We start from the raw sequence: 25,907 nt of genomic DNA, 5'->3' as shown, positions 1-25,907 counted from the left end.
GTGACTCGTGTGACAGGAGGTGCAACGCGCCGCGGATTCGGTCACACCGGTGTCATTTGCAGCTCCGCAGGGTGACACTTGCGGACGACGGCCTGCTATGGGCCGCCATGGGGGAAAGGGAGCTGTGATGACCACAGCCCAGCCGGTCGGACCCACCGTCCCGGTGCCGCCCGTGCGCGCGAGCGCGCTGGCCGCCTGGCAGCTGGTCGAGGACGCCCGGTACCGAACACCGGAGTGGCGCACCCACCGGGAGCGCACGCGGGCCCGGGCCCTCCGCGCGGTCGCCGACCGGAAGTTCGAGCGCAGCCTCGACGTCTGAGGCGTGACCCGCCGGCCGACGGCCGGTCACGCCACGCAGAACTCGTTGCCCTCGGGGTCGCTCATCGTGACCCAGCGGAACGGCCCCTGCGCGCCGTCGTGCAGCACGGTGGCGCCCCGGTCGACCAGCCGGGTGACCACGTCGGCGCGGTCCGCGTCGCCGACCCGCACGTCCAGGTGCAGGCGGTTCTTGACCGTCTTGCCCTCTGGCACGCGCTGGAACAGCACCCGGGGCGCCCCGCCGTCGGGGTGGTTGATCGCCGCGCCCTCGGCCCACACGAGCTCGCCACGGTGCACCGTCGTGTCGATCTCCTGCGCGTGCCCCTCCGCGACCATCCGGCGGATGAACGCCTCGTCGGTCGGCTCGCGCTGCCAGCCGAGCGTCTCGGCCCACCAGTCGGCGAGCGGGTGCGGGGCGGAGGAGTCGACCACGACCTGGAACGTGTACGCCATGGCGGGCACGCTAGGGCCACCCACCGACGAGATGGAGTGGATCCGTCGGCGTCAGCGCGACGGATCCACTCCGCTCACAGCTCCAGGGCGAGCTCGGCGCGGATCGTCGCGTCGTCGGGCAGCGGCGTCTCCAGCCGGCAGTGGTCCTTGAGCACCTGGCCGAACGGCGTCATCGTCGACCGGTCGACCTGCCGGGCCGGGTCCCACAGCCCCGAGCGCATGACGGCCTTGCCGCAGTGGAAGTAGGCCCGCTGCACCTCGACCACCAGCACCGACTTCGGCGGCCGGCCGAACTCGACCATGTCGAGGCCCAGATCCTCGGCGCTGCTGATCGTCGTCGTCCCGAAGACCTTGAGCGTCTCCTCGGCGCCGGGCACGAAGAACAGCAGCGCGACCCGGGGGTTCTCGGCGACCTTGCGCAGGCTGTCGAGCCGGTTGTTGCCCTGCCGGTCGGGCAGCGCCAGCCGGTGCTCGTCGAGCACGTGCACGAAGCCGGCGTCGCCGCCGCGCGGGGAGACCTCCGGCCAACCGTCGGCGCTCGCGGTCGACAGCACCGCGAACGGGGAGAGCTCGATGAAGGCCCGGCAGTGCCGGTCGATCAGGTCGATCTCCTTGTCCAGCACCAGCTGGGACGGCGGTCGGTAGGCGTCGAGCACGGGGTCCACACCGCGACGGTAGCGGTGCGCCGGGCGGGCCGGTTGCCGCGGCGGGGTGCGCGGGTAGGCGCGGGGCATGCAGATCAGCAAGCAGCGGGTCCTCGAGCTCCTCCTGGCCACCTCGCAGCAGACGGCGGTCGCCGACGCGGACCAGGAGCTGCCCGACCCGGTCGACACCGACGAGCACGCGGAGCTGCTCCGGCGGCTGGGCCTGGACCCGGGGGAGGTCGCGGCCGAGGTCGCCGACGGCCGCCCCGGCGCGGAGGTCGAGGGCCTGCTCGACTCGTGAGCTCTGCGTCCTCGTGGCGTCCCGGGCCGGGACGCCACGAGGACGCAGAGGTCAGCGGGCGGGGAGGCCGGCGGCGAGCGTGGGCAGGCCGGCCGGGACGCCGTCCTCGAGCAGCCGCCACAGCGCGCCGGTGTCCGCGTGCTCGGCCACCAGGTCGCCCAGCGCGTCCAGCCGGGCCTCGCGCACCGCGGCGAAGTCGGTGTCCGGCGCGACCGTGAACGCCCGCCCGGTCAGCGCCGCCACCTCGGTCAGGAAGGCCCGGCGGAACCCGTCGTTCTCCAGCGCCCCGTGCCAGGTCGTCCCGAACACCGAGCCCGCGCGGGCGCCGTCCAGGAACGGCTCGGCACCCTCGTCGAGGGTGACCACGCCGTGGTGGATCTCGTAGCCGCGCACCGGCTGGCCGAACGCCGACCCGGCCGGCCGGCCGAGGGTCTTGCCCGGCGCGAACCGCACCTCGGTGGGCAGCAGCCCGAGCCCGGGGACGACGCCGGCGCGCGACTCGACGTCGTCGGTGATGCTGCGGGCCAGCATCTGGTGCCCGCCGCAGATGCCGAGCACCGGACCGCCCGCGGCGGCCCGCCGGGACACGGCGTCGGCCAGGCCGGTCTCCCGCAGCCAGCGCAGGTCCGCGACGGTCGACCGGGTGCCGGGCAGCACGACCAGGTCGGCGTCGGCGAGCTCCTCCGGGCGGGTGGCGTACCGCAGCAGCACCCCGGGCTCGGCGGCCAGCGCGTCGAGGTCGGTGAAGTTCGACAGCCGCGGCAGCCGGGCCACCGACACCCGCAGCACGTCCGCGCCGCGCGGCGGCCCGGCCGGCTCGGCGACCCCGATGCCGAGGGAGTCCTCGACGTCCAGGTGCAGGCCGGTCTGCCAGGGCAGCACGCCCAGCGTGGGCCGGCCGGTGAGCGCGCGCAGCTGGTCCAGGCCGGGCGCGAGCAGCCGGGCGTCGCCGCGGAACTTGTTCACCAGGAAGCCCGCGACCAGCGCCTGGTCGGCCGGCGGCATGAGCGCGACGGTGCCGTACAGCGCGGCGAACACCCCGCCCCGGTCGATGTCGCCGACCACCACGACCGGCAGCCGTGCCGCGGTGGCCAGCCCCATGTTGGCGATGTCGTCGGCGCGCAGGTTGATCTCGGTGGGGGAGCCGGCGCCCTCGCACACCACGACGTCGAACCGGCGGCGCAGGTCGGCCAGGCAGGCCAGCGCCTGCTCCAGCAGCGCGGCCTTCATCGGCCGGTAGGACAGCGCGGTCACGTCGGCGACCGGCTTCCCCAGGACGACGACCTGGCTGGCGTTCTCCCCGCCCGGCTTGAGCAGCACCGGGTTCATCGCCGCCTCCGGCTCGACCCGGGCGGCCGCGGCCTGCATGACCTGCGCCCGGCCGATCTCCGCGCCGTCCGCGGTGACCATCGAGTTGTTGCTCATGTTCTGCGCCTTGAACGGCGCCACCGAGACGCCCTGGCGCACCAGCCAGCGGCAGATGCCCGCGGTGACCACGGACTTCCCGGCGTCCGACGTGGTGCCGGCGACGAGCAGCGAGCCTTTCACCAGCCGGACTTCTCCTGCCCCGACATCGTGTGGATCTGCTCCATCACCCGGTCGGTGACCTCGCGGCGTGCCTTGTTCTTGCCGGCCTGCCCGTGCTGCGCGGGGAAGGTCAGCGGCTCGCCGAAGGTCACCCGCACCCGGGCCGGCTTGGGCCAGCGGGCGCCGGGGGGCTGCACCCGGTCGGTGCCGTGCACGGCGACCGGGACGACGGGGCAGTCGGCGGTGAGCGCCAGCCAGGCCACCCCGGTCTTGCCGCGGTGCAGCTTGCCGTCGCGGGACCGGGTGCCCTCCGGGTAGATGCCGAACGCCCCGCCGTCCTTGAGCACGGTGAGCGCGGTGTCCAGCGCGACCTGGGCGCTGCGGTTCGCCGTCCGCTCGACCGGCAGCGCACCCAGCGCGGTGAACAGCGTGCGGCTGAACCAGCCCTTGAGGCCGGTGCCCTTCCAGTACTCGGCCTTGGCCAGGTAGCTCACCTTGCGCGGCGCCATGAGCGGGATGGCGACCGAGTCGATGAACGAGAGGTGGTTGCTGGCCAGGATCACCGGTCCGGTCGCGGGCACGTTGGCCCGGCCGCGGACCGTCGGCCGGAAGGCGATCCAGAACAGCGGCCGGATCACGAACCGAGCGAGCAGGTAGAACACGCCGCCCCCACCCCTTCCCTTCCCGACGGGACGTCCTCCGCCACCGCCGAGGGAGCGGGGGACCCCAGGATCTTCGTCCACGGCGGCCGGACGTGGACGGGCGGGGGCGCTGCGGTCCCGCGCAGGTCAGTGCGCGGGCTGCCCCGGCGGGCAGGCGTCGTGCAGGATCTCCTTCACGTCGGCCGGCAGCGGGGTGCGCCCGCTGGCCGAGGAGACGATCGAGGCGGCCACCTCGCGCACCTTCCGGTGCGTGTGGCTGGAGATGTGCGCCAGCAGGTCGAACGCGACCTGGTCCCCGCAGCCCATCAGCAGCATGAGCACGCCCTTGGCCTGCTCGATGCACGCCCGGCTGGCCATCGCGGTGCGCAGCTGCTCGACCTCGGTCTCCAGCGCGCGCACCTGGGAGTCGCCGCCGGCCGGCACGCGCCCGTCGGTGACGTCGATGACCAGCCCGCTGACCCCGCCCACGGTGCCGTCGGCGGTCAGCTCGGGCTCGCCGAACAGGACGGCGGTGCGCACCGAGCCGTCGCGGCGGACCACCCGGTGCTCGACGGCGAACGGCAGGCCGGCCTGCAGGCCGCGGTCGACGGCGGCCTGCACCCGGCGGCGGTCGTCGTGGTGGGTGTGGTCGAGCAGCAGCTCGATGCAGGGCAACCGGTCACCGGGGTGGACGCCGTGCAGCTGGTAGAGCTCCGGCGACCACCACCAGGAGCCGTTCGCCACGCCGCAGCGGAACCGGGCGGCGACCGCGACGGGCTGGGGCAGCACCTCGTTGGGCGGCAGGTCCACCGGGTGCCCGGTCACGGTGCGTGCGGCCACGGGAGGAGCGGTCGTGGTGTGGGTCATGCTGGTCACCCGCTTCCAGTCGCGCACCGGCGGTCGGCCGGTGGGGTGCCCGGTGCCGCGTTCTCGACACCGCGCGCCCGCCGACCCGCTGGCGCGGGCCGGTCGCTCCGTGGGGGGAAGGTAGCAACGCCGGGGCGCGGCCGCATCCGTTCCGCGGGGCAAGGACCTCCCCTCCGCAGCAGGGCTCTCTCACCTGCGGCGCAGCCCCCGGACCGCGACCGCGAGCACCGCGGCGGCGGTCCAGACGGCGCGGGACAGGCGCACCGCCCGGGCGATGTCCGGCCGCGCCGGCGCCGGCCCCTCGCCCAGGGTCGGGCGCTCCTCCACCCGCGTGCCGTACACGTTGCGTCCGCCCAGCCGCACCCCGAGTGCGCCCGCCAGCGCGGCCTCGCACCGGCCGGCGTTGGGGCTGGGGTGGGCCGCGCCGTCCCGCCGCCACGCGCGCAGCGCCCCGGCCGCCGAGCCGCCGGCCAGCGGGGCGGTGGCCACGGTGAGCGCCGCGGTCAGCCGGGCCGGCAGCCAGTTGAGGACGTCGTCCAGCCGGGCCGCCGCCCAGCCGAACCGGGCGTACCGCGGCGACCGGTACCCGACCATCGCGTCGAGGGTGTTCGCGGCGCGGTAGGCCAGCAGCCCCGGCAGCCCGGCGACCGCGCCCCAGAACAGCGGTGCGACCGCGGCGTCGGAGGTGTTCTCGGCGACCGACTCGACCGTGGCCCGCACCAGTTCCGGCTCGCCGAGGTCTCGCGGGTCCCGGCCGGCCAGCGAGGAGAGGTGGGCGCGGGCGGCGGGCAGGTCGCCGGCGGCCAGGTGCGCGTCCATGGTGGCCGCCGCCCGGCCCAGCGACGTCCCGCCGAGCACCGCCCAGGTGGCCAGCGCGGTCGCCGCCGTCCGGGCCAGCGGGGAGCGGGCGGTGCACCGGTGCACCGCCGTCCCCAGGGCGGCCGCCGTCCCGACGCCGGCCGCCGCGTAGCCGACGCCCGCCGCGCGGGAGTCGCGCCACAGCAGCGGCTCGAGGGCGGCGGCGGCCCGGCCGAAGCCCGCGACCGGGTGGAACCGGCGCGGGTCGGCCAGCAGCAGGTCGGCGGTCGCCCCGAGGGCGAGCCCGGCGGCGGTCGGCAGGCGGCTGGACATCGGCGGCCACTGTAGGGAAGGACGCCCGGCGGGCCGGTCCCTAGGATCGACGGTCATGCGCCTGCCCGGCCGTTACGACGGCGTCGCCCGTCCGATCGTCACCTACGGCAGCAACCCGGTGCTGCACCGCCGCTGCCAGGAGGTGACGGTGTTCGACCGGGAGCTCCGGCACCTCGTGCTGGACATGTTCGCCAGCATGGTCGCCGCCGACGGCGTGGGGCTGGCGGCGAACCAGATCGGCGTCGACGCCCGCGTCTTCGTCATGGACTGCCCGGACGCCGACGGCGAGGACGTCGCCGGCTACTGCGTCAACCCGGTGCTCACCGTCCTCGACCCGCACGAGGGCGAGCCGGCGACGGAGACCACCGAGGAGGGCTGCCTGTCGGTGCCCGGCCCGTACGCCGAGCTCGAGCGGGGGTTCCGGGCCCGGGTCGACGGCGTCGACGTGCACGGCCAGCCGGTGTCGATCGAGGCGACCGGGATGGCCGCGCGCTGCCTGCAGCACGAGGTCGACCACCTGGACGGCACCGTGTACGTCGACCTGCTGCCCGAGGAGCTCAAGGAGCAGCTGCTGGCCGAGGCCGCCGGGCCGGAGGGCGAGCTGCCCGCATGACCGCTCCGGAGGGGTGGCGGGTCACGGTCGTCGGCATCGGCGCCGACGGCTGGGACGGGTTGTCCCCGGCCGCCCGGCGGGCCATCACCGGCGCGGAGGTGCTGCGCGGCAGCGGCCGCCAGCTGGACCTGGTGCCGCCGGAGGCGACCGCCGAGCGGGTGCCGTGGCCCTCGCCGATGGCGCTGGCCGTGCGCGAGCTGCCCGCCGCCCATCCCGGCCGGCGGGTGGTGGTGCTGGCCAGCGGCGACCCGATGTCCTCGGGCATCGGCACCACGCTGGTGCGCTGGTTCGGCGCCGCGGCGGTCGACGTCGTCCCGCACCCGTCGTCGGTGACCCTGGCCTGCTCGCGGATGGGCTGGTCGGTGGAGGAGACGACGGTGGTCTCGGTGGTGTGGCGGCCGGTGGAGCTGGTCGCCGCGCAGCTGGGGCCGGGCCGGAAGCTGGTCGTGCTCGGCGCCGACGGCACCACCCCCGCGACGATCGCCGCGCGGCTGACCGAGTGGGGCTGGGGCGCCAGCCGGCTGACGGCGCTGGCCCAGCTGGGCGGCCCCGGCGAGCGCCGGTTCACCGGCACCGCCGCGGAGTGGGCGCACGCCGACACCGACCCGCTGGTGATCACCGCCGTCGAGCCGGTCGCCGACCCGGAGACGGTGCCGCGCTCGACCGCGCCCGGGCTGCCGGACGACGCCTACCTGAACGACGGTCAGCTCACCAAGCGCGACGTCCGAGCGGTGACGCTGGCCCGGCTGGGGCCGCTGCCCGGCCAGCTGCTCTGGGACGTCGGGGCCGGCGCCGGCTCGATCGGCATCGAGTGGATGCGGGTGCACCCCTCGTGCCGGGCGGTCGCGGTGGAACCCGATCCCGAGCGCGCGCACCGCATCGGCCGGAACGCCGGGCGGCTGGGCGTGCCGGACCTGCGGGTGGTGCGCGGCCGGGCGCCCGAGGCGCTGGGGGAGCTGCCCGACCCCGACGCGGTGTTCGTCGGCGGCGGCGGGACCGGGCCCGGCGTGCTGGAGACCTGCTGGGACGCGCTGCGCCCGGGCGGCCGGCTGGTGGTGAACGCGGTGACGCTGGAGAGCGAGGCACTGCTGGTGCGCTGGCGCGAGCGGGTGGGTGGCGAGCTGACCCGGCTGCAGGTGGCGCACGCCGCCCCGGTCGGCGGCTTCACCAGCTTCCGGCCCGCCCTCCCCGTCACCATCTGGAGCGTGACGCGGTGAACTGCGGATCTCCGCCCGGAGGGCGTCAGGGGGCGCGGCGCGGGGCCGGAGGCTCCCGCCGCGGACGCTGGGAACGGCTCAGCGCAACCGGGGGACGACACCTGGCCGCGGTGCCGTCCGGTAGGACGGCGGTGTCACGGTGACGGTGCACTTCATCGGGGCGGGGCCGGGGGCCGCCGACCTGGTCACCGTGCGGGCGGCGCGGATCATCGCGAGCGCGCCGGTGTGCCTCTACGCCGGGGCGCTGGTGCCGCGCGAGCTGCTGGACACCGCACCGGCCGGCGCCCGGCTGGTCGACACCGCCGACCTCGACCTCGACCAGATCACCGCCGAGCTGGTCGCCGCGCACCGGGCCGGGCTGGACGTCGCCCGGCTGCACTCCGGCGACCCGTCGGTGTACAGCGCGATGGCCGAGCAGATGCGCCGGCTGGACGCGGCGGGCGTGCCCTACGTCGTCGTCCCGGGGGTCCCGTCGTTCGCGGCCGCCGCGGCGTCGCTCAAGCGGGAGCTGACGGTGCCGGGGGTCGCGCAGACCGTCGTCCTCACCCGGACGTCGGCGCGCTCGACGCCGATGCCACCCGGCGAGCAGCTGGCGGCCTACGCGGCCACCGGCGCGACGCTGGTGCTGCACCTGGCCGTGCAGCGGCTGGACGAGCTGGCCCCGGAGCTGGCCGCGCACTACGGCGCCGACTGCCCGGTCGCGGTGGTGGCGAAGGCCAGCCGGGACGACGAGCTCACGCTGCGCGGCACCCTGGCCGACATCGCGCAGCAGGTCGCGGACGCCGGGGTGCGGCGGACCGCGGTGGTCATCGTCGGCCGGGTGCTGACCGCCGGGGAGTTCCCCGACAGCCACCTCTACTCGACCACCCGGGCCCGCTGATGGAGTCGCAGCGCATCACCTTCCGAGCGCTGGGACTCCACCTACGCGAGGCCGACGATCGTGCCGGCGCGGTCGATCACGACCACGTCGACGGCGACCGGTGCCTCGCGCAGCACGCCCTCCGCCGTCCGGCGGGCTCCCGCCGCGACCAGGTCGCCCAGCGGCAGCCCGGCGGCCTGGCACTGGCGCAGCGCGTCGAGCGCGGTGTTCGCCGTCCGCACGCCCTCGACCAGGTCGGGCGGGCCGCCGGCGCCGGCGACCAGGTCGGCCAGCGCGGCGAACGACACCTGCGAGCGGGCGGAGTGCAGGTCCAGGTGCCCCTCGGCGAGCTTGGCCAGCTTGCCGATCCCGCCGGCGACGGTCAGCCGGGGCACCGGGTGGCGGCGCAGGTACTTGAGCACCGCGCCGGCGAAGTCGCCCATGTCCAGCAGCGCGTCCTCGGGCAGGCCGTAGAGCGCCTGCACGGTCTGCTCGCTGGTCGACCCGGTGCAGCCGGCGACGTGCTCGTGCCCGGCGGCGCGGGCGACGTCGATGCCGCGGCGGATCGAGTCGATCCACGACGAGCACGAGTACGGGACGACGACGCCGGTGGTGCCCAGCACCGACAGGCCGCCGAGGATCCCCAGCCGCGGGTTCCAGGTCCGGCGCGCCAGCTCCGCGCCGTTCTCGATCGCGATCTCGACCACCACGTCGCCGGTGCCGCCGTGCGCCGCCGCGACCGCGGCCACGTGCGCGCGGACGAACTGCCGGGGCATCGGGTTGATCGCGGGTTCGCCGACGGCCAGCGGCAGGCCGGGCTTGGTCACCGTGCCCACGCCCTCGCCGGCGCGGAACGTGACGCCGCTGCCCGGCTCGCCGTGGGTCACCCGGGCGGAGACCAGCGCGCCGTGGGTGACGTCGGGGTCGTCGCCGGCGTCCTTGACCACCGCCGCCCAGGCGCTGCCGGCGTCCAGCCGCTCCTGGGCGAGCGCGAACGACGGGTGCTTGTCGTGGGGCAGGTCGATCGTCACCGGGTCGGGGAACTCGCCGGTGAGCAGCGCGGTGTACGCGGCGGTGGTGGCGGCGGTCGCGCACGCGCCCGTCGTCCAGCCGTGCCGCAACCCGCTGGCACCGTCCCTGCTCACGGCACCATTGTCAGGGGAGGTCGCAGATGAGCGGACAGGTGCTGGTCCTGGGGGGCACCGGGGAGGCGCGGCAGCTGGCGGCGGCGCTGGTGGCCGAGGGCGTGCCGGTGCTGTCGAGCCTGGCCGGCCGGGTGGCCGCCCCGGTGCTGCCGGAGGGCGACGTGCGGGTCGGGGGCTTCGGCGGGCCGGACGGGCTGGCGGCGTGGCTGGCCGAGCACGGGCCGGCGGCCGTCGTCGACGCCACCCACCCGTTCGCCGCGCAGATCACCGCGCACGCGGCGGCCGCGGCCGACACGCACGGCACGCCGCTGCTGCGGCTGCAGCGCCCCGGCTGGACGCCGCAGCCGGGCGACGACTGGCGGTTCGTCGACTCGCTGGCCGGCGCCGCGCGGGCGGTCGCCGGGTTCCGCTGCGTGTTCCTGACCACCGGCCGGCAGGGTGTCGGCGCGTTCGCCGCGCTGCCCGGCCGGGTGCTGGTGCGCTCGGTCGACCCGCCGGACGGGCCGCTGCCGGCCGGCGCGACGCTGCTGCTGGACCGCGGCCCGTTCAGCGTCGACGACGAGCTCGCCCTGATGCGCGAGCACGGGGTGGACGTCGTCGTCACCAAGGACTCCGGTGGCCACCTCACCGAGGCCAAGCTGACCGCGGCCCGGGCGCTCGGGATCCCGGTGGTGCTGGTGCGGCGCCCGCCGCTGCCCCCGGGCGTGGAGACCGTGGCGTCGGTCGCCGACGCGCTGGCCTGGCTGGCCGCGCGCGGCCTCGGCCGGGCGCAGGGGTGACCGGGCTCCGCGGCCGGCTCGTGCTGTTCGACCTCGACGGCACGCTGGTCGACTCGGTGCCCGGCATCTGGACGTCGATCCGGGTGGCCGCCGCCGAGCTCGGCCTGCCCGCACCCACGGAGGGCCAGCTGCGCTCGATGGTCGGCCCGCCGCTGGAGGAGGGCTTCGCCGGGGCCTTCGGCCTGACCGGGGACGACGTCACCCGCGCGGTCACCACCTACCGGGCGCACTACAGCGCCGGCGCGATGCTCGACGCGATGCCCTACGCCGGCGTCTCCGAGCTGCTGGCCGCCCTGGCCGACGGTGGGGCGGTGCTCGCCGTGGCCACCAGCAAGCCCGAGCCGTTCGCCGTCCGCATCCTGGACCACCTCGGCCTGCTGCCGCGGTTCGCGAGCGTGCACGGCGCCACGCTCGACGGGCGGGTGCGGCACAAGGACCAGGTGGTCGGCGCGGCGCTGGCCGCCCACCCGGACGGCGTCCGCCCGGTGCTGGTCGGCGACAGGTCGCACGACGTGCTCGGCGCGGCCGCGCACGGGCTGCCCTGCGTGGGTGCCGGCTGGGGCCCGGCGCCGGCCGGCGAGCTGGTCTCCGCCGGCGCCGCCGCGGTGGCCGCGCACCCGGCCGACGTCCTGGGCGCGCTCGCCCGCCTCTGACCGGGGTGGTTGGCTGGCACGCATCCCCAGCAGAGAGGACCCAGCATGGAACTGGCGCTGCACGTCGCCGACTTCCGGTTCCCCGGTGAGCAGGCGATCGCCCCCACGCTGTCGGCCGTCGCGCGAGCCGCCGACGACGGCGGGTTCGCCGCGGTGACCCTGATGGACCACTGGTTCCAGATGGAGCACGCGGGCGACGGCGCCACCGACCCCATGCTCGAGGGCTACACGGCGCTGGGGTTCCTCGCCGGGCAGACCCGGCGGGTCGAGCTCGGCCTGCTGGTCACCGGCGTCACCTACCGGCACCCCGGCCTGCTCGCGCAGACCGTCACCACCCTCGACGTCCTCTCCGGCGGGCGCGCGCTGCTGGGGCTGGGCGCCGCCTGGTACGAGCGCGAGCACCGCGCCCTGGGCGTGCCGTTCCCGCCGGTCGCCGAGCGGTTCGAGCGGCTGGAGGAGACGCTGCAGATCGTCCGGCAGATGTGGAGCGAGGACGACGGCCCGTACCAGGGGAAGCACTACGAGCTGGCCGAGACGCTCTGCGTGCCGCAGCCGGTGCACACCCCGCACCCGCGGGTCCTCATCGGCGGCAGCGGCGAGCGGAAGACGCTGCGCCTGGTCGCGCAGTACGCCGACGCCTGCAACCTCTTCGACGGCGGCACCGACCAGCTGCGGCACAAGCTGGAGGTGCTCGACCGGCACTGCGCGGACGTCGGCCGCGACCCGGCGGAGGTGCAGCGGACCGTCGTCACCGGCGACGACGCCCTCGCCGACCCGGACGCGTTCCTGCGCAAGGCGGAGGAGTACGGCCGGCTCGGCATCAGCCGGATCTGGGTGGGCGCGCACGGCCAGGACCCGGTCGGGTGGACGACGGAGGCCGCGCTCCGGCTCGTCCCGCCGCTGCGCGAGCTCGACCGCTGAGCCGCCGACGGGTAGGAACGCCCCCGCCTGGCTAGGTAGCAGCGGTGACCGAGCCGGTGCCCGTCGTCGACGCGCTGCAGATCCTGCGGGACCGGGTCGCGGCCGCCCCGCTCGGGCTGGCCACCGCCACCCGGGACGACGCCCGCCGGGTCGCCGCCGGCCTGGTCGACCAGGTCGACGACTACCTGCTGCCCCGGCTGCGCGACCTGGACGCCCCGCTGCTCACCGTGGTCGGCGGCTCCACCGGGGCGGGCAAGTCGACGCTGGTCAACAGCGTGCTCGGGGCGCAGGTCACCCGGGCCGGCGTGCTGCGGCCGACCACCCGCGCGCCGGTGCTGGTCTGCGCGCCCGCCGACCGGGCGCACTTCGCCGGCGACCGGGTGCTGCCCGGCCTGCCCCGCACGACGTCCGATCCCCCTTTCGGCGCCGAAAGCGCTCCTGCTCGCGGCGCCGAGAGCGGGCGCAGCGGGCTGGAGCTGGTGGTGCGCGACGACCTGCCGCCGGGGCTGGCGCTGCTGGACGCCCCGGACGTCGACTCGGTGGTCGAGGCCAACCGCGACCTCGCCGCCCAGCTGCTGGCCGCGGCCGACCTGTGGGTGTTCGTGACGACGGCCGCGCGCTACGCCGACGCCGTCCCCTGGGACCTGCTGCGGACGGCGCAGGAGCGCGGCACCGCGCTGGCCGTGGTCCTGGACCGGGTGCCACCGGAGGCCGCCGGCGAGGTGGCCGAGGACCTCGCCGGCATGCTCCAGCGGGCCGGGCTGGCCGCCGCGCGGCTGTTCGTGGTCGAGGAGCGGCCGCTGACCGACGGGTTCCTGCCCGAGGACCAGGTGGCGCCGCTGCGCGACTGGCTGCACGGCCTGGCCGCCGACGCCGGGGAGCGGGCGGCCGTCGTCCGCCAGACGCTGGCCGGCGCGCTGGACAGCCTGGCCGACCGGGTGGGCACCGTGGTCGACGCCGTCGCCGAGCAGACCGCCGCCGCCGACGCGCTGGAGACCGCCGCCGCGGCCGCCTACGCCCGGGCGCGGGCCGACGTCGCCGAGGGCGTGGGAAACGGCAGCCTGCTGCGCGGGGAGGTGCTGGCCCGCTGGCAGGAGTTCGTCGGCACCGGCGAGTGGATGCGCAGCCTGCAGGGCTCGGTGAGCCGGCTGCGCGACCGGGTCACCGCGGCGCTCAGCGGCCGCCTGACCCCGGCCGCCGACCTGCACGGCGCGCTGGAGTCCGGCGTCGAGACGCTGCTGCACGCCGAGGCCGACCGGGCCGCCGAGCGCACCGTCACCGCGTGGCGCACCCTGCCGGGCGGGCCCGGCCTGCTCGCCGGGTACGAGGGGCTGGACGGCATGTCGCCGGCGTTCCCCGGGGCGGCGGCCGACGCGGTGCGCGACTGGCAGGGAGCGGTGCTGGACCTGGTGCGCAGCGAGGGCGCGGGCAAGCGGTCCAGGGCCCGGGCGCTGTCGTGGGGCGTGAACGGTGCCGGCGCGGTGGTGATGATCGCGGTCTTCGCCTCGACCGCCGCCATCCCGACCGGAGCGGAGATCGCCGTGGCCGGCGGCACCACCGCGGTCGGCCAGCGGGTGCTCGAGGCGGTGTTCGGCGACTCCGCCGTCCGCGGGCTGGCGGCCCGGGCCCGCGACGACCTCGACGAGCGCACCGCCGCCCTGTTCGCGGCCGAGCAGGACCGGTTCGCCACGCTGCTCGCCGAGGTCGCTCCCGCCCCCGACGCGGCGGCCGGGCTGGCCGAGGCGGTCGCCGCGCTGGCCGCCGCCCGCCGGGTGGGCGCATGAGGCGCCGCGAGCTGTCGCTGACCGACCGGCTGGGTGCGCTGCGCGAGGCGGTCGAGGTCGGCGAGGCCCGGCTCGAGGTGCCCGAGGTGGCCCGCGCCCGGACGCTGCTGGGCAAGGCCGGCGCCCGGGAGGCGCTCGGCGACGCGACCGTCGTGGCGCTGGCCGGGTCGACCGGCAGCGGCAAGTCGACGCTGTTCAACGCGCTGAGCGGCAGCGAGGTGAGCACCCCCGGCGTCCGCCGGCCGACCACCGGCGTCGCGCACGCCAGCGTGTGGGGCGCCGACGGCGCCGACCGGCTGCTGGACTGGCTCGAGGTGCCCAAGCGGCACCGGGTCGCCGATGCCGACCCCGCACTCGACGGGCTGGTGCTGCTCGACCTGCCCGACCACGACTCGGTCCGGCTGGAGCACCGGCTGGAGGTCGACCGGCTGGTGCAGCTGGTCGACGTGCTGGTGTGGGTGCTCGATCCGCAGAAGTACGCCGACGCCGCCGTCCACTCCCGCTACCTGGCGCCGCTGGCGGGGCACGCCGGGGTCCTCGTCGTGGTGCTCAACCAGGTCGACCGGCTGGACGGCGACGCCGCCCGCGCCTGCCTCGCCGACCTGCGCGGCCTGCTCGACCGCGAGGGGCTCACCGCCACCCCGCTGCTGGCCACCGCCGCGCGCACCGGCGCGGGGCTGCCGGAGCTGCGCGCCGAGCTGGCCCGCCGGGTGTCGGCGCGCCGGGCGGCCAGCGACCGGCTCACCGCCGACGTCCGGTCCGCGGCGGCCGGGCTGGCCGCGCACTGCGGTCCGGCCGGCAGCGGTCCGGGGCGGGACGACGGGCTGACGACCGCGCTGGCCGACGCCGCCGGGGTGCCGGCCGTCGTCGCGGCGGTGGAGCGGTCCGCGCGGCGCCGCGGCACCGAGGCCACCGGCTGGCCGCCGGTGCGCTGGCTGACCAGGCTGCGGCCCGATCCGCTGCACCGGCTGCACCTGGGCGACGAGCGGGCCCGCAGCTCGCTGCCCGAGGCGGGTCCGGTGCAGCAGGCCGCGCTGGCCGGGGCGCTGCGCCGGACCCGGGACGACGTCGGCGAGGGCCTGCCGCAGGCGTGGCGGGACGAGCTGCGCCGCACCGCCGAGGTGTCGCAGGACCGGTTGGCCGACCGGCTCGACCGCGCGGTCACCGGCACCGACCTGGGGCCCGACCGGGTGCCGTGGTGGCAGCGCGCGGTCGGCGGCCTGCAGTGGCTGCTCGCCGCGGTCGCCCTGGTCGGCGCGCTGTGGTTGCTGCTGCTCGTCGTCCTCGGCTGGCTGCAGCTGGACGACGTGCTGCCGGTGCCGCACGTGGAGCGGCTGCCGGTGCCGACGGTGCTGCTGTCCGGCGGTCTGCTCGCCGGCCTGCTGCTGGCGGGGGTGGCGCGGCCGCTGGTGGCCGCGGGCGCCCGGCGGCGGGGGAGGGCCGCCCGCCGGCGGCTCACCGAACGGGTCGCGGAGGTCGCCGACGAGGAGGTGCTCGCCCCGCTCGCCGACGTCCGCGCCGACCACGACCGGTTCTGCGCCGCGGTCGGCCGGGCCGGGGGTTAGCCGGCGGCGAGCGCGTCGCGCGCGGTGCGCGGCTCCCGGCCGAGCAGCTCGCCCAGCAGCGGGTCGGTGCCGGCGAAGAAGCCCTGCTCCGCGGCCCGGTACATGCCCAGCGTGAAGCGCGCGATGAACTCGGTCTGCCCCGCGGCGAGCTGGCCGGCGATCCACTCCTCGGGGTCGACGACCACCCGCTGGACCGGCCGCCCGGTCAGCTCGGACGCGGTGGCCGCGAGCTCCTCGAACGTCGGTGCGGCGGCCGCGGTGAGGGTGACCGGCCCGTCGAAGCCGCCGTCCGAGGCGATCACGGCGGCCGCGGCCTCGGCGGCGTCCGAGCGCGCCGTCCACGAGACCGGACCGTCGGCCGGGACGACGACCCGGCCGGTCTCCCGCCACGGCCCCATCAGCCAGCCGAGGCTGTGCGCGTAGAAGCCGTTGCGCAGCGAGGTCCACGGGATGCCCGACGCGGCGAGCAGCTCCTCGGTGCCGGAGTGGTCGCGGCCCGGGCCGAACGGGGTGTCCGGCGAGGCGCCCTGGTGGCTGGTGTAGAGGATGCGGCCGACCCCGGCCGCCACGGCGGCGTCGATGGCCGCGCGGTGCAGACCGACCGCGTCGGCGCCCGGGTCGCTGGAGGAGACGAGCAGCAGCTGGTCGGCGCCGCCGAAAGCCGCCGGCAGCGAGCCGGGGTCGGCGTAGTCGGCGCGCCGCACCTGCACGCCGCGCTCCGCGAAGCGCCCGGCCCGGGCGGGGTCGCGGACGGCGACCGCGAGCTCGCCGGCGGGCAGCCGGTCGAGCAGGTGGTCGGCGGTCGCGCCGTTCAGCGCGCCGGTGGCCCCGGTGATCACTATCATGGTCGACTCCTCGTGTTAGCGGTGGTAACACTTTGACCGTATCCATGGAATCTCGGCGATAGCAACTCGTTGTTATCGTTGATCCGTGACTGCGCCCGCCGACCGCCGCACCGACGTCCGGACGAGGATCGTCGAGGTCGCTGCCCGGCTCCTCCGGGACGAGGGCCCGGCCGCCGTGACCACCCGCGGCGTGGCCGAGGCCGCGAGCGTGCAGGCGCCGACGATCTACCGGCTGTTCGGCGACAAGGACGGGCTGCTCGACGCCGTGGCCGAGCACGTCATGGCCACGTCGGTGGCCGCCAAGCGGGCGACCGTCGAGGCAGCCGCCGCCGGCGGCGTCGACCCCGTCGAGGAGCTGCGCGCCGGGTGGGTGGCGCAGGTCGAGTTCGGGCTCACCAACCCGGGTGTCTTCCGGCTGCTCAGCGACCCGGCCCGGGCGGCCGGCTCGCCCGCGGCGCAGGCCGGCCGCCAGGTGCTGGCGTCGCGGGTGCACCGCATCGCCGCGGCCGGGCGGTTGCGGGTCGGCGAGCGGCGGGCGGTCGACCTCGTGCAGGCCGCCGGGATCGGCGTCATCACCACCCTGCTCGCGACCGCGCCGGAGGACCGCGACCCCGGCCTGGCCGACGCGGTGCTCGACGGCCTGCTGCAGCAGCTGCTCACCGACGCGGCGCCGGAGCGCTCGGACGACGGCACGACGGCGGCCGCGGTCGCGCTGCGGGCCGCCGCGCCCGGGCTCGAGGCGCTGAGCGAGCCCGAGCGCCGGCTGCTGGCCGAGTGGCTCGACCGCGTGGTCGACCCCCGCTAGGCGCGCTTCCCCGCGTCCGGCGGCCGGTCCCCGACCTCGGCTGCCCAGGCACCGTGCTCCCGGCGGGCCCAGCCGGCGGGCACCCGGCCGGTGCGGATGCCGCGCAGCGCCACCGGGTCGCGCAGCGCGAACCAGACGTGCCCGAGCACCAGCAGCCCGAGCCCGAGCGCCGTCCAGTCGTGCACGAAGGTGGCACCGGTGCGGTAGGTCAGCGAGGCCAGGCCGGTCCAGTACATGAGCGTGCCGCTCAGCAGCAGCACCGCGATGCCGCCGGCGCTCAGCGCGCCGTTGAGCTTCTGGCCGGCGTTGAACTTGCCCACCGGGATGGTCCCGTCCCGCCGGCTCCGCGACCGCAGCCAGCGCCGGTCGGCGGTGGTGAAGCGGTCCAGCCGGCGCAGGTCGGCGCGGTACGACGGCGCGGCCAGGCCCGCCAGCAGCGGCACCGGCAGCGCGAAGCCGCACCAGACGTGCACCTGCTCCACCACCGCCCGGTGGCCGACGAGCACCGCCAGGCTGCTGGTGTAGAGCACCAGCGCGGTCGCCAGGCAGACCAGCACCAGCACGGCGGTGACGCCGTGCACCCAGCGCACCGCGCGGGTGAACCGGAGCAGCCCGGGGTCAGCTGGTCGGGTCATCGTCGCGCCCGTTGGACCGGCCCACCCAGCCGTCGACGTCGTAGCCCCGGTCCTCCCAGTACCCGGGCTGCACGTCGCGGGTGAGCTCGATGCCCGACAGCCACTTGAGGCTCTTGTAGCCGTACATCGGGGCCACGAACAGCCGCACCGGGCCGCCGTGGTCGTGGGTCACCGGTGCGCCGAGCATCCGCAGCGCCACCAGCACGTCGTCCCGCCGGGCCTGCTCCAGCGTCAGGCTCTCGGTGTAGCTGCCGTCGAACGACGTCAGCCGGACGGCGGTGGCCCCGCCGGTCGGCCCGGCCAGGTCGAGCAGGTGCGCCAGCCGGACGCCGGACCACCGCACCTGCGGCACCCGCCAGCCGGTGACGCACTGGAAGTCGCGGGTGAGCGTGGTCTGCGGCAGCTCCCGCAGGTCGGCCAGCGAGTACCGGCCGGGCTGCTGCACGAGGCCGCCCACGTCGAGCCGGTAGTCGGCGCCGTCGCGGCGCGGCACCCCGCCGGTGACCGAGTAGTAGCGGAACTGGTTGCCCAGCGGCAGCGAGGCGACCAGCCCGGTCGGGTCGTGCGTCTGGACCGTGGCCAGCGCCGAGCTCAGGCCGGCCGACAGCCGGTCGCCGACGGCGATGCCCAGCGCGCCGAGCCCGAGCACCCCGAGGAACACCCGCCGCCCGACGGGCCGCCCCTCGGGTTCGCTCACACCCCCACTGAACCACCCCGGCCGCAGGGGGTCCCTCAGTCGGTGCCGGACTCCATCGCGGCCCGGTCGAGCAGCTCGTCGTTGGGGGACACCTGGCCGCGAGAGGCGATCGCCTCGGCGCCGCCGGCCTCGGACGCGTCGATCAGGCCGGTCGACGCCGCCTGCGCCGCGCCGATGGCAGCGGGCGCGGAGCCCCCGACCATGCCGATCCGGGCGTACTGCTCCAGCTTGGCCCGGGAGTCGGCGATGTCGAGGTTGCGCATGGTCAGCTGGCCGATCCGGTCGACCGGCCCGAACGCGGAGTCGACGGTGCGCTCCATCGACAGCTTGTCCGGGTGGTAGCTGAACGCGGGGCCGGAGGTGTCGAGCACCGAGTAGTCCTCGCCGCGCCGCAGCCGCACGGTGACCTCACCGGTGACGGCCATCCCCACCCAGCGCTGCAGCGACTCGCGCAGCATCATCGCCTGGGGGTCCAGCCAGCGGCCCTCGTACATCAGCCGGCCCAGCCGCCGGCCCTCGTTGTGGTAGTTGGCCAGCGTGTCCTCGTTGTGGATCGCGTTGACCAGCCGCTCGTAGGCGATGTGCAGCAGCGCCATGCCCGGCGCCTCGTAGATGCCGCGGCTCTTGGCCTCGATGATCCGGTTCTCGATCTGGTCGGACATGCCCAGCCCGTGCCGCCCGCCGACGGCGTTGGCCTCCAGCACCAGGTCGACGGCGGAGTCGAACTCCTTGCCGTTGATCGTCACCGGCCGGCCGTACTCGAAACCGATGGTCACGTCCTCGGCCGGGATCTCGACCGCGGGGTCCCAGAACCGCACGCCCATGATCGGGTCGACGGTCTCGATGCCGGTGTCCAGGTGCTCGAGGGTCTTGGCCTCGTGGGTGGCGCCCCAGATGTTGGCGTCGGTGGAGTAGGCCTTCTCGGTGCTGTCCCGGTAGGGCAGGTCGTGCGCGACCAGCCACTCGGACATCTCCTTGCGGCCGCCGAGCTCGGTGACGAAGTCGGCGTCCAGCCACGGCTTGTAGATGCGCAGCGCCGGGTTGGCCAGCAGGCCGTAGCGGTAGAACCGCTCGATGTCGTTGCCCTTGTAGGTCGAGCCGTCGCCCCAGATCTGGACGCCGTCCTCGAGCATCGCCCGCACCAGCAGCGTGCCGGTGACGGCGCGGCCCAGCGGCGTGGTGTTGAAGTAGCTGCGGCCACCGGAGCGGATGTGGAACGCCCCGCAGGTCAGCGCGGCGAGCCCCTCCTCGACCAGCGCGGCCCGGCAGTCGACGAGCCGGGCGATCTCGGCGCCGTACTGGGTGGCCCGGCCGGGCACCGAGGCGATGTCGGGCTCGTCGTACTGGCCGATGTCCGCGGTGTAGGTGCAGGGCACCGCACCCTTGTCGCGCATCCACGCGACCGCCACGGAGGTGTCGAGACCGCCGGAGAAGGCGATGCCGACGCGGTCGCCGACGGGCAGGGACGTGAGCACCTTGGACACGGGGAACAGTATGCACGCCCCTGCATGACCATGCAGAGGCCGGGGTCAGTCGGTCGCCGGCACCCCGGCCGGACGGCGCTGCTGCAGCGCCAGCCCGCCCACCGCGAGCAGCGCCAGCACGATGACGCCGGCGCCGTAGACCTCCGCCGTCGCCCGCAGGCCGACGGGCTCGCTGGCCAGCCCCGCGGCGATCGCCGGCACGCTGAAGGCCAGGTAGCTGACGGTGAACACCGCCGACAGCAGGCCGGCCCGCTGCCCGGGGTCGACGCCGCGGGTGACGGTGGCCAGCGCGCCGAGGAACGCCGTCCCGAAGCCGAACCCGGAGACGACCGCGGCGACGAACAGCACCGCCAGCGAGCCGGTGGCCAGCGCGACGATCGTGGTGGCCACGCCGACGGAGAAGACCAGGCACCCGACCACCATCGACCGGGCGGCCGGCGCGGTGCGCATGAGCGTCGAGCCGATCACGCCGGTGCCGTTGAGCGCGAGGATGAGCAGGCTGCCGACGACGTGGTCCTGCACGCCGAAGACGCCGACCACCAGCGACGGCCCGAGCGACGCGTACAGCCCGCCGAGCGCCCAGGTGGCCACCAGGCAGGGCAGCACGACGAGGAACGCGCGCCGCTGCGAGGCCGGCACGTGCACGCTCGGCCGCAGCGACGCGGCGGCGCCGGGCAGCCGCGGTGAGGACTCCGGCAGCCAGCGCACCCCGACGGCCGCGACCAGGCAGAGCACGGTGAGCACGCCGAACACCCAGCCGGTGGGGGAGGGCACCCACTCCACGGCCATGCCGGCGGCGACCGCGCCCAGCGAGAGCCCGAGCCCGGGGCCCGCGGAGTTCACCACCGGGCCCAGCGGCCGCGTCGGCGACTGGGTGTCCAGCAGCGCGGCGCCGAACGTGCCGGTGAGCGCGCCGGTGGCGAAGCCCTGCACCACCCGCGCGGCGAGCAGCCAGGCCACCCCGTCGGCGGCCCAGAACAGCACCATCGACACGGCCTCGACCAGCAGCGCGACCGCGAGCACCGGGCGCCGTCCGACGTGGTCGGAGAGCGCGCCGACCACCAGCAGCGAGATCAGCAGCGCCAGCGCGTAGATCGCGAAGACGACGGTGATCATCCCCGAGCCGAAGCCGAACTCGGCCGCGTAGACCCGGTACAGCGGGGAGGGCACGCCGGAGGCGGCGAGCATGAGCACCAGCAGGACGGCGACGGTCCAGAAGGCGGCGGACCGGGAGAGCGTGCGGGCCACGGTCACGCGCCGGGGTAGCGGCGGCTGGTGAACACCTGACCGGACGGCGTCACCCGGGTCTGGCTGGAGCCGATGAGCACCAGGCAGCGCATGTCGACCGTCTCCGGGTCGAACCCGCCGAGCGTGGTCACCGTCAGGCTCTCCTCGGGGCCGCCGACGTCCCGGCCGACGACCACCACGGTCGCCGGGTCCTTGACCTCCAGCAGCACCTTCGTGGCCTCGGCCAGCTGGTGCGGGCGCGCCTTGGACCGCGGGTTGTACAGCGCGACCACCAGGTCGGCGGCGGCCGCGGCGCGCAGCCGGTCGAGCACGACGTCGAACGGCTTGAGGACGTCGGACAGGCTGATCACCGCGAAGTCGTGGCCCAGTGGCGCCCCCACCCGGGACGCCACGGCCTGCGCAGCGGTGATGCCGGGCAGCACCCGCACCCGCACGCCGGCGAACTCCGGCTGCGCGGCCACCTCGAGCACCGCGGCGGCCATCGCGAACACCCCCGGGTCGCCGCTGGAGACGACCGCGACCCGCCGTCCGTCGCGGGCCAGCTGCAGCGCGGCGGCGGCCCGCTCGGCCTCGACCCGGTTGTCGCTGGCGTGCCGCACCTGCCGCGGGTTCGCGGGCACCCGGTCCAGGTAGGGGCCGTAGCCGACCAGGTCGTCGGCTCCGGCGAGCGCCTCGGCGGTCTCCGGCGTCGTCCAGGCCCGCTTGCCCGGCCCGAGCCCGACGACGACCACCTCGCCCCCGTCCTCCTCCACTTTCGGCGCCGAAAGTGGGTCCACGTTCGGCGCCGAAAGTGGGGTGAGGGGGGAGGGCAGCAGGGCCAGGGAGAAGTAGGGCACCGTCTCCGGGTCGACCTCGGCGAGCGGGGCGACCCGCTCGCGGTCGGTGGTGGCCCGCTCCACGTACCAGGCGCGGTCGAGCACGCCAGCGGCGTCGAAGGCGTCACGGACGCCGGTGAACGTGCGGCCGAGCTTCATCACCGCGGCCGAGTCGGTGGTGGCCAGCCACTCGGCGAGCTCGTCCGACGGCAGCGTGCCGGGCAGCACGGTGAGCACCTCGTCGCGCTCCACCAGCGGCCGGCCGAGCACCGCGGCGGCGCCGCTGACGCTGGTCACGCCGGGCACCACCTCGGTCGGGTACCGGTGCGCCAGCCGCTTGTGCATGTGCATGTAGGAGCCGTAGAAGAACGGGTCGCCCTCGGCGAGGACGACGACGTCGCGGCCGGCGTCCAGGTGCGCGGCCAGCCGCGCCGCGGCGGACTCGTAGAACTCGTCGATCGCGCCCTGGTAGCCGCCGGGGTGGTCGGTGGTCCCGGTCGTGACCGGGTAGACCAGCAGCTCCTCGACCTGGTCGCCGCGCAGGTAGGGCGCGGCGAGCGCGCGCGCCACCGAGCGGCCGTGCTGGGCGGCGTGGAAGGCGACCACGTCGGCCGCGCCGATCAGCCGGGCGGCCTTGACGGTGACCAGCTCCGGGTCGCCGGGGCCGAGCCCGACCCCGTACAGGCGACCTGTGCTCATTCGACCGTGCTCGCGATCGCGTTCACCGCGGCCGCGGTGATGGCGCTGCCGCCCCGGCGGCCGCGGACCACCAGGAAGTCCAGGTCGGACGCCGCCAGCGCCTCCTTGGACTCCGCGGCGCCGATGAACCCGACCGGGATGCCGATGACCGCGGCCGGGCGGGGCGCGCCAGCGGCGACCATCTCGAGCAGGTGGAACAGCGCCGTGGGCGCGTTGCCGATCGCCACGACCGCGCCGTCCAGCCGGTCGCCCCACAGCTCCAGCGCCGCGGCGGTGCGGGTGGTGCCCAGCGAGGCCGCCAGCGCCGGGGTGCGCGGGTCGTTGAGCGTGCAGACCACGTCGTTGTCCTTGGGCAGCCGCTTGCGGGTCACACCGCTGGCCACCATCTGCGCGTCGCAGAGCACCGGCGCGCCTGCGTCCAGCGCCTCGCGGGCCCGGGAGACGACCGCGGGGGAGGAGGCGACGTCCGTGGTGAGGTCGACCTGCCCGCAGGCGTGGATCATCCGGACCACCACCTGCGCGACGTCCTCCGGGAACCCGGAGAGGTCGGACTCGGCGCGGATCGTGGCGAACGACTGCCGGTAGATCTCGGCGCCGTCGTGCTCGTACTCGTACATCAGCTCTCTTCGATCAGGTAGCCGGCCGGGGTGGCGACGACGTCGACCACCCCACCCTGCGGACGGCCGCAGCGGCGTGCGCAGCCGGCCCAGTGCTGTCGGGCGCCGCCGGCCGGCAGGGTGCCGGTGGCGATCGCGGTGGTGACGTCGGCCCGCACGTCGGCGAGAGACTTCGCGCAGCCGGGCCGGCCGGCGCAGGCGGTGACGACGGTCCACGGGCTGGCCTCGTCGAAGACCAGACCGCTGCGGAAGAGCTCGACCGCGGCGTCGTCGACGGCGTCCTCGGCGAGGTCGGGGACCACCACCGTGCGCCACGGGGTCACCTGCACCTCCGGCGCCAGGGCGGCGAGCAGGTCGAGCTGGTCGGCGGACAGCCGCCCGAGCCGGGTCGCACCGAGCAGCGCCGTGCGCCCGTCGCGCTGGGCCGCGGCCCCGACCCGGCCGAGCGGCAGGGCCGCGGGGACGGCGGTGCGACCGGTGCCGATGCGCTCGGCGTCCGCCGCGCCGAGCCGGGCAGCGACCCGGGCCGGGCCGTCGGTGAGCTCGGCCAGCCGCCACGCCGAGGAGCCCTGCGCGGCCCGCTCGGCCAGGAACGCGCGGGCGGCGGCCAGCGCCAGCGGCACCGCGCCGTCCGGGCCCGTGCGCAGGCCGGAGTCGGTGCCGCCGAGCAGCAGCGCCACCGTGCTCGGGTCGAGCGCGAGCAGGCCGACGTCGCCGGCCAGCCCGGCCACGTCGCCGCGGCCGTCGTCGAGGGTGGCCAGGAAGCGCCCGGGCAACCCGGCGAGCACGGGGTCCGCGCACAGCCCGGCGTCCAGCTGCGCGACCCAGGGGCGGACGTCGACGTGCCCGCCGTCGGTGCGGCCGGACAGCGTGCTCGCCACGACGTTGCGGGCCCGCTCGTGGGTGTCGCTGGGCAGCAGCCCGGCCGCGGCGAGCCGGCCGCCGAGCTGGTCCTGCGTGCCGGCGACCAGTCCGCGCAGCTGCAGGTTGCCCCGGCTGGTGAGCTCCACGGCGCCGTCGCCGAGCTCGCGGGCCGCGGCGGCGAGCACGCGCAGCTGGCCGGCGGTCAGCGTGCCGCCGGGCACCCGCACCCGGGCCAGCTCGCCGTCGGCGGCCGCGTGGGTCTGCAGGGCGCCCGGGCAGGCGTCGGCGCGCTCGCGCACCGGGGGGAGGGCAGTGGTCATGGCGTCGCTGAGGCTACTTCCCGCCAGGACGAGGGGTGGCCGCGTGCGGGCGACCACCCCTCGTCGCTCAGCGGCTGCCGGTCGCGGACCGCAGCCAGACCTCCCGCCGCTCGGCCCGGGTGCGGACCTGCGCCATGGCAGCGACCAGCCGCGCCTGCTCCGGGGTGGCGCGGTGCTCGACGACCGCGCGCTCGGCCTCGCGCATCGCCCGCTCGGCCGCGTACTCGGCCGGGGTGCTGGGCAGCTGCTGGCCGGTGTCGGCGTCGTCGGTGTCGTCCTCGGCGCGCGGCCGGTGGTACGGGCTGTCCTCGGGGAGGTTGCCGCTGAACCGCCCGTAGGAGCCGAGGGTGAGCAGCACCAGGCCGGCGCAGATGGAGAAGATGACGTTGGCCATCGAGAAGGCCAGCACGTTCCAGTCGGTCTCCAGCACGGCCAGGTTGACCATCGCCGAGAGCAGGAAGACGGCGCCGACCAGCACCATCACCGTCGACACGGTGCGGACGCTGCGGAGTGCCGCGACCACCAGCACCACGGCGGTGACCACGGAGACGGTCGACAGCAGGCCGTTCGAGGACAGGCCGGCGACCCGGCCGCCCTCGGTCGAGAAGTAGGCCAGGCCGTTGGCGAAGCCGAGGATGCCGAAGACCAGCAGGACGGCGGCGACGACGAGCGCGCCGCCGCGCTGGACGGCGACCACGACCCCGGTGGACGGGCCGTCGCCGTCGTCGCGCCGGGTCGGCGAGCCGGTGGCTGCGGGCGGGGCGGGTGCGGTGGTGGAGCTGGGTGCCGGGCGGTGCAACAGCTTCATCGCGTACTCCAGGTGACCGGATTGGTGACTACCCGTAGGAGCCGGGTGACTCCGACCGGTGACTACCCCGACTCTGCGGCGCCGTATCCAGTTGCGGGCAATCTTTTCCGTTCCGGCTGGTCGCCGGGAAGCTCCGGGCGACGGCCGGCGTTGCGGCGCGGTGGAAGGAGCACGATGACCAACCTCACGCCCCAGCACCCCGTCGACCTGCACTCCGAGTACCTGCGCGCCGACCTGTTCCTCAACATGGGCCAGCCCATCGAGGCCGCCAAGGTCCTCGCCCCGCTGGTCGAGGCCGAGCCGCAGAACGAGGCGGCCCTCGAGCTGCTGGCCCGCAGCTACTTCGGCTCCGCGCAGCTCGGCCGCGCCGAGGAGACGCTGACCCGGCTGGTCGAGCTGGCCCCGGCCAACGGCTGGGCGCGGCGCGCGCTGGCCCGCACCCTCGAGCGGCAGAGCCGCGGTGGCGAGGCCGTCGCCCACCACCGGGTCGCCGACGCCCTCGGCGTCGCCTGACCCGCAGCGGCCCGCCGTCCGTCCGACCTGACGTCGAGCCGTGCTCGCGTCGATGTCCGGGTTGGACTGCAGCAGCTGCTCGGCGACCTGCTGGCCCTTCGACCGGTCGAAGTCACCGGTCTGCTGGGCGACGACCTTG

28 protein-coding genes are annotated in these 25,907 nt (G+C 76.3%); 12 read left to right on the top strand and 16 right to left on the bottom strand.

Features of this window, described 5'->3' with window-relative positions; genetic code table 11:
- Positions 1-127: 127 nt before the first annotated feature.
- Positions 128-319, top strand: coding sequence for a hypothetical protein (locus AB0J00_RS17735; protein WP_357747154.1), 192 nt, complete (start codon positions 128-130; stop codon positions 317-319).
- Positions 320-345: 26 nt separating this feature from the next.
- Here AB0J00_RS17735 and AB0J00_RS17730 read toward each other — a convergent pair whose 3' ends face one another.
- Positions 346-771 (bottom strand): VOC family protein, encoded by a 426-nt coding sequence (locus AB0J00_RS17730; protein ID WP_357747151.1) that lies wholly within the window; start codon positions 769-771, stop codon positions 346-348.
- 74 nt (positions 772-845) lie between these two features.
- Positions 846-1,436: an MSMEG_1061 family FMN-dependent PPOX-type flavoprotein gene (locus AB0J00_RS17725; protein WP_357747148.1), complete on the bottom strand. Its 591-nt coding sequence runs from the start codon at positions 1,434-1,436 to the stop codon at positions 846-848.
- 67 nt (positions 1,437-1,503) lie between these two features.
- On the opposite strand from AB0J00_RS17725, the gene AB0J00_RS17720 reads away from it, so the two are divergent.
- A complete protein-coding gene (locus AB0J00_RS17720) occupies positions 1,504-1,716 on the top strand; it encodes a hypothetical protein (protein ID WP_357747145.1) in 213 nt (70 codons plus the stop codon).
- Positions 1,717-1,767: 51 nt separating this feature from the next.
- Here AB0J00_RS17720 and AB0J00_RS17715 read toward each other — a convergent pair whose 3' ends face one another.
- The 4 genes from AB0J00_RS17715 to AB0J00_RS17700 form a co-directional block, all read right to left on the bottom strand.
- A complete protein-coding gene (locus AB0J00_RS17715) occupies positions 1,768-3,264 on the bottom strand; it encodes a cobyric acid synthase (RefSeq protein ID WP_357747143.1) in 1,497 nt (498 codons plus the stop codon).
- A complete protein-coding gene (locus AB0J00_RS17710) occupies positions 3,261-3,905 on the bottom strand; it encodes a lysophospholipid acyltransferase family protein (RefSeq protein ID WP_357747141.1) in 645 nt (214 codons plus the stop codon). Before AB0J00_RS17710 ends, AB0J00_RS17715 begins: the two co-directional genes overlap by 4 nt.
- 126 nt (positions 3,906-4,031) lie before the next feature.
- Positions 4,032-4,751: a PAS and ANTAR domain-containing protein gene (locus AB0J00_RS17705; RefSeq protein ID WP_357747138.1), complete on the bottom strand. Its 720-nt coding sequence runs from the start codon at positions 4,749-4,751 to the stop codon at positions 4,032-4,034.
- A 189-nt stretch (positions 4,752-4,940) separates the two neighbouring features.
- The gene (locus AB0J00_RS17700) at positions 4,941-5,882 is read right to left on the bottom strand and encodes a cobalamin biosynthesis protein (RefSeq protein ID WP_357747136.1); all 942 of its coding nucleotides are present in this window, start codon (positions 5,880-5,882) and stop codon (positions 4,941-4,943) included.
- Positions 5,883-5,937: 55 nt separating this feature from the next.
- Here AB0J00_RS17700 and def point away from each other — a divergent pair, with 55 nt between their 5' ends.
- From def to cobM, 3 genes are all read left to right on the top strand, one after another.
- Positions 5,938-6,495, top strand: a complete 558-nt coding sequence (def, locus tag AB0J00_RS17695; protein WP_357747133.1) for a peptide deformylase — start codon at positions 5,938-5,940, stop codon at positions 6,493-6,495.
- Complete coding sequence (cbiE, locus tag AB0J00_RS17690) at positions 6,492-7,712, top strand: precorrin-6y C5,15-methyltransferase (decarboxylating) subunit CbiE (protein ID WP_357747130.1); 1,221 nt, start codon at positions 6,492-6,494, stop codon at positions 7,710-7,712. Before def ends, cbiE begins: the two co-directional genes overlap by 4 nt.
- Positions 7,713-7,851: 139 nt before the next feature.
- Positions 7,852-8,592 (top strand): precorrin-4 C(11)-methyltransferase, encoded by a 741-nt coding sequence (gene cobM, locus AB0J00_RS17685; protein WP_357747127.1) that lies wholly within the window; start codon positions 7,852-7,854, stop codon positions 8,590-8,592.
- Between the two features lie 41 nt (positions 8,593-8,633).
- On the opposite strand, the gene AB0J00_RS17680 is transcribed toward cobM, so the two are convergent.
- Positions 8,634-9,716 carry a cobalt-precorrin-5B (C(1))-methyltransferase gene (locus tag AB0J00_RS17680; protein ID WP_357747125.1) on the bottom strand — a complete coding sequence of 361 codons (1,083 nt, stop codon included), beginning with the start codon at positions 9,714-9,716 and terminating at the stop codon, positions 8,634-8,636.
- A 26-nt stretch (positions 9,717-9,742) separates the two neighbouring features.
- On the opposite strand from AB0J00_RS17680, the gene AB0J00_RS17675 reads away from it, so the two are divergent.
- From AB0J00_RS17675 to AB0J00_RS17655, 5 genes are read left to right on the top strand one after another with little or no spacing between them, the layout of a single operon-like run.
- Positions 9,743-10,495, top strand: a complete 753-nt coding sequence (locus AB0J00_RS17675) for a cobalt-precorrin-6A reductase (RefSeq protein WP_357747123.1) — start codon at positions 9,743-9,745, stop codon at positions 10,493-10,495.
- Positions 10,492-11,148, top strand: a complete 657-nt coding sequence (locus tag AB0J00_RS17670; protein WP_357747121.1) for an HAD hydrolase-like protein — start codon at positions 10,492-10,494, stop codon at positions 11,146-11,148. The genes AB0J00_RS17675 and AB0J00_RS17670 overlap by 4 nt, the downstream gene beginning before the upstream one ends.
- 45 nt (positions 11,149-11,193) lie before the next feature.
- Positions 11,194-12,069 (top strand): LLM class F420-dependent oxidoreductase, encoded by an 876-nt coding sequence (locus tag AB0J00_RS17665; RefSeq protein WP_357747119.1) that lies wholly within the window; start codon positions 11,194-11,196, stop codon positions 12,067-12,069.
- Between the two features lie 44 nt (positions 12,070-12,113).
- Complete coding sequence (locus AB0J00_RS17660) at positions 12,114-13,853, top strand: GTPase domain-containing protein (protein ID WP_357747117.1); 1,740 nt, start codon at positions 12,114-12,116, stop codon at positions 13,851-13,853.
- On the top strand, positions 13,850-15,418 hold the full coding sequence (locus AB0J00_RS17655) for a GTPase (protein ID WP_357747114.1): 1,569 nt from the start codon (positions 13,850-13,852) through the stop codon (positions 15,416-15,418). The genes AB0J00_RS17660 and AB0J00_RS17655 overlap by 4 nt, the downstream gene beginning before the upstream one ends.
- Here AB0J00_RS17655 and AB0J00_RS17650 read toward each other — a convergent pair.
- On the bottom strand, positions 15,415-16,263 hold the full coding sequence (locus tag AB0J00_RS17650; RefSeq protein ID WP_357747112.1) for an NAD(P)H-binding protein: 849 nt from the start codon (positions 16,261-16,263) through the stop codon (positions 15,415-15,417). The genes AB0J00_RS17655 and AB0J00_RS17650 overlap by 4 nt on opposite strands.
- 85 nt (positions 16,264-16,348) lie before the next feature.
- Here AB0J00_RS17650 and AB0J00_RS17645 point away from each other — a divergent pair, with 85 nt between their 5' ends.
- On the top strand, positions 16,349-17,068 hold the full coding sequence (locus AB0J00_RS17645; protein WP_357747109.1) for a TetR/AcrR family transcriptional regulator: 720 nt from the start codon (positions 16,349-16,351) through the stop codon (positions 17,066-17,068).
- On the opposite strand, the gene AB0J00_RS17640 is transcribed toward AB0J00_RS17645, so the two are convergent.
- The 8 genes from AB0J00_RS17640 to AB0J00_RS17605 form a co-directional block, all read right to left on the bottom strand.
- Positions 17,065-17,703 (bottom strand): cytochrome b/b6 domain-containing protein, encoded by a 639-nt coding sequence (locus tag AB0J00_RS17640; protein WP_357747107.1) that lies wholly within the window; start codon positions 17,701-17,703, stop codon positions 17,065-17,067. The two genes, AB0J00_RS17645 and AB0J00_RS17640, sit on opposite strands and share 4 nt — an antisense overlap.
- Positions 17,687-18,400 (bottom strand): molybdopterin-dependent oxidoreductase, encoded by a 714-nt coding sequence (locus AB0J00_RS17635; protein ID WP_357747104.1) that lies wholly within the window; start codon positions 18,398-18,400, stop codon positions 17,687-17,689. The genes AB0J00_RS17640 and AB0J00_RS17635 overlap by 17 nt, the downstream gene beginning before the upstream one ends.
- A gap of 35 nt (positions 18,401-18,435) precedes the next feature.
- Entirely contained in the window at positions 18,436-19,884 is a 1,449-nt protein-coding gene (argG, locus tag AB0J00_RS17630) for an argininosuccinate synthase (RefSeq protein WP_357747102.1), read from the bottom strand.
- A gap of 45 nt (positions 19,885-19,929) precedes the next feature.
- Positions 19,930-21,138: an MFS transporter gene (locus AB0J00_RS17625; protein WP_357747099.1), complete on the bottom strand. Its 1,209-nt coding sequence runs from the start codon at positions 21,136-21,138 to the stop codon at positions 19,930-19,932.
- A complete protein-coding gene (locus AB0J00_RS17620; protein WP_357747097.1) occupies positions 21,135-22,646 on the bottom strand; it encodes a precorrin-2 C(20)-methyltransferase in 1,512 nt (503 codons plus the stop codon). Before AB0J00_RS17620 ends, AB0J00_RS17625 begins: the two co-directional genes overlap by 4 nt.
- Complete coding sequence (locus tag AB0J00_RS17615; protein ID WP_357747095.1) at positions 22,643-23,263, bottom strand: precorrin-8X methylmutase; 621 nt, start codon at positions 23,261-23,263, stop codon at positions 22,643-22,645. Before AB0J00_RS17615 ends, AB0J00_RS17620 begins: the two co-directional genes overlap by 4 nt.
- Positions 23,263-24,447: a precorrin-3B synthase gene (locus AB0J00_RS17610; RefSeq protein WP_357747093.1), complete on the bottom strand. Its 1,185-nt coding sequence runs from the start codon at positions 24,445-24,447 to the stop codon at positions 23,263-23,265. The genes AB0J00_RS17615 and AB0J00_RS17610 overlap by 1 nt, the downstream gene beginning before the upstream one ends.
- Positions 24,448-24,514: 67 nt before the next feature.
- Positions 24,515-25,255, bottom strand: coding sequence for a DUF4383 domain-containing protein (locus AB0J00_RS17605; protein WP_357747091.1), 741 nt, complete (start codon positions 25,253-25,255; stop codon positions 24,515-24,517).
- Between the two features lie 174 nt (positions 25,256-25,429).
- Between AB0J00_RS17605 and AB0J00_RS17600 the strand changes: the two genes are divergently transcribed.
- A complete protein-coding gene (locus AB0J00_RS17600) occupies positions 25,430-25,768 on the top strand; it encodes a tetratricopeptide repeat protein (protein WP_357747089.1) in 339 nt (112 codons plus the stop codon).
- The last annotated feature ends 139 nt before the right edge of the window (positions 25,769-25,907 follow it).

This window comes from Modestobacter sp. NPDC049651 (assembly GCF_040659695.1).
GTDB lineage: Bacteria > Actinomycetota > Actinomycetes > Mycobacteriales > Geodermatophilaceae > Modestobacter.
The sequence above is the reverse complement of the archived record's forward strand: the minus strand, read 5'-3'. Positions and strand labels throughout refer to the sequence as shown.